At 65.6% G+C, this 2761-nt stretch carries 1 protein-coding gene and 1 pseudogene; both read left to right on the forward strand.

Annotation, left to right across the window (positions count from 1 at the left end; genetic code table 11):
* The coding region (locus ACFPIJ_RS58215) for a hypothetical protein (RefSeq protein WP_380128177.1) at positions 1–194 on the forward strand (194 nt) is incomplete at its 5' end.
* Positions 195–1002: 808 nt separating this feature from the next.
* Positions 1003–2761: pseudogene (locus tag ACFPIJ_RS58220) on the forward strand (type I polyketide synthase); the annotation flags it as partial.

Here is a 2761-nt window from a genome sequence, read left to right on the forward strand (position 1 = left end):
TGTCACCCGCCACGCAACCGGAGATCACCCAGCGTCAGCACGCCGTTGCGCGGAATGGCTCATTCCACGAAATACCTGGTCAGCACGTCGTGTCGCCGAGAACGCAAACGGCACTGGCGCACGCTACTCCGCTGGTGCCCACGCCCATCATCGCCGCCATCACCACGCTCCGAGTCATTGATGGACAGCACTGACAAGTTGTCAAAGGATCTTTGCCGCGCAGCCGTAGCTTCTACGGGTCGGCCTGCGCTAGCGTAGGGCAAGCGGGTCACTGGGCGTCGATATATGACGTCCAGTCCGCCAACGGGGGCCTGTCACGCCTGTGATTCCAGGGCTTCCGTTGTGGTGCCCGGATTCCTGGAGCTCAGATGCCTGATGAGGATGACCTGCCCGGTCTGTCACCGGTCCCGAGCGAACCCGCCGAGGCCTGGCCCGGCGAGGAAATCGGCGTCGGGCCGGTGCGCCGGCTCGCGGACCAGGCCGACACCGAAACGCTGAGGCCTGCCCGTCCCCGACAGCGTGCTGCGCACCAGGCCGAGCAGCTCCTGACGGCGGCGTCGAACGGGCGGCGGCAACGCGGGACGCCAATGAGGCCAAGCAGGCCGTCGCAGCGCCCGGGAATCTCCGGCATGGCGGACGGGAGCGGTGGCGGAGGCATACGTCCTGCTCAAGGGTCCCCGCGGAGCCGAAACGCGAGATCATGACCAGCCTGCGTCCCACGGTCTCGATGAGCCAGTGGGGAGTTGCTGCCGTTCTTCACCCATGACGCGGAGATCCGCATGTCATCCGGATTCCTGATGCCAGCGATTCGATGCCCTGAACTGACCCACGCCAATGCGAAGTCACAACGACGACATGATGAACATCACCTGGATGCCTCAATGCTGAGTAACGCGCAGGCGGCCGACGGCTTGTGCTGCCGCGTTCCGCTCCTGAGGGGCAGACCCTTGAACGCCTTGTGTTGATATGCCTTGTTCCTGATCACCATCCGGGGGAGATTTCGTGATTAGCGAGGAGAAGTATCTTGAGTACCTCAGGCGGGTAAGCGGCGATCTGCATGCAGCTCGTGCACGGCTGCGTGCCATTGACGAGAGCGCGCATGAGCCGATCGCGATCGTGGGGATGGCGTGTCGGTTGCCGGGGGGTGTGCGGTCTCCGGAGGGGCTGTGGGATCTCGTCGCGTCGGGCGGTGATGCGATTTCTGGGTGGCCGGCCGATCGGGGTTGGGATCTGGAGAGCTTGTATGACTCGGATCCGGATCGGTCGGGGACGAGTTATGTGCGGGACGGTGGGTTCCTGTATGACGCCGCGGATTTTGATGCGGGGTTCTTCGGGATCAGTCCGCGTGAGGCGTTGGCGATGGATCCGCAGCAGCGGCTGTTGCTGGAGACGGCGTGGGAGGTGTTCGAGCGGGCGGGTATCGATCCTGGCTCGCTGAGGGGTTCGGACACCGGGGTGTTCGCCGGGTTGATGTATCACGACTATGCGATGGGTGTTCTGGGTTCGGGGCGGGATGCTCAGGGGGTTGAGGGCTTCATCGGTACCGGTACTGCCGGGAGCGTTCTGTCGGGTCGTTTGGCGTACTCGTTCGGGTTGGAGGGGCCGGCGGTGACGGTGGACACGGCGTGTTCGTCGTCGTTGGTGGCGTTGCATCTGGCGTGTCAGTCGTTGCGGCAGGGTGAGAGCTCGCTCGCGCTGGCCGGTGGCGTGTCGGTGATGGCGACGCCAGGCGTGTTTGTGGAGTTCAGTCGGCAGCGGGGGTTGGCTGCGGATGGGCGTTGCAAGTCTTTCGCTGGGGCTGCGGATGGCACGGGGTGGAGTGAGGGTGTCGGGTTGCTGTTGCTGGAGCGGCTGTCCGACGCACAGCGGCTGGGGCACCCGGTGCTGGCGGTGGTGCGCGGCAGTGCGGTGAACCAGGACGGTGCGAGTAACGGTTTGACCGCGCCGAACGGTCCCTCTCAGCAGCGGGTGATCCGGCAGGCGTTGGCGAACGCGCGCCTGTCGCCCGCTGACGTGGACGCGGTCGAAGCCCATGGCACCGGGACCGTGTTGGGTGACCCGATCGAGGCGCAGGCACTGCTGGAGGTGTACGGGCAGGAGCGGGCCGATCGGGAGCCGTTGTATCTGGGGTCGTTGAAGTCGAACATCGGTCATACCCAGGCTGCGGCTGGCGTGGCGGGTGTGATCAAGATGGTGATGGCGATGCGGGCCGGCGTCTTACCGCAGACGTTGCATGTTGATGAGCCGACACCGCACGTCGACTGGTCCTCCGGCGCGGTGGAGCTGTTGACGGAGGCCCGATCGTGGCCGGAGGCCGAGGGGCCGCGTCGAGTTGGGGTGTCGTCGTTCGGGATCAGTGGCACCAACGCTCACGTGATCCTGGAACAGGCCCCCGTCGCAGAAGAACCGGACCCTTCATCGCTGTCGGGTGTGTCGGTGCCGGTGGTGCCGTGGGTGTTGTCGGGTCGTAGTGCTGCGGCGTTGGCTGGTCAGGCTGAGCGGTTGCGGGCTCTCCTGCTCGACGGTGTCGGGTCTGGGTTGAGCGATGTGGGGTTCTCGCTGGCGGGGTCGCGGGCGGTGTTCGAGCATCGGGCCGTTGTCGTGGCTGGGGATCGGGAGGGGTTCCTGGACGGGTTGGGTGCTCTGGCTCAGGGTCAGGTCGCGTCGAACACGGTGAGTGGTGTTGGTTCGGGTGCGGTGAAGTGTGCGGTGGTGTTTTCGGGTCAGGGTTCGCAGCGGGTTGGGATGGGTCGGCAGTTGT

This window comes from Dactylosporangium cerinum (genome assembly GCF_042653625.1).
GTDB lineage: Bacteria > Actinomycetota > Actinomycetes > Mycobacteriales > Micromonosporaceae > Dactylosporangium > Dactylosporangium cerinum.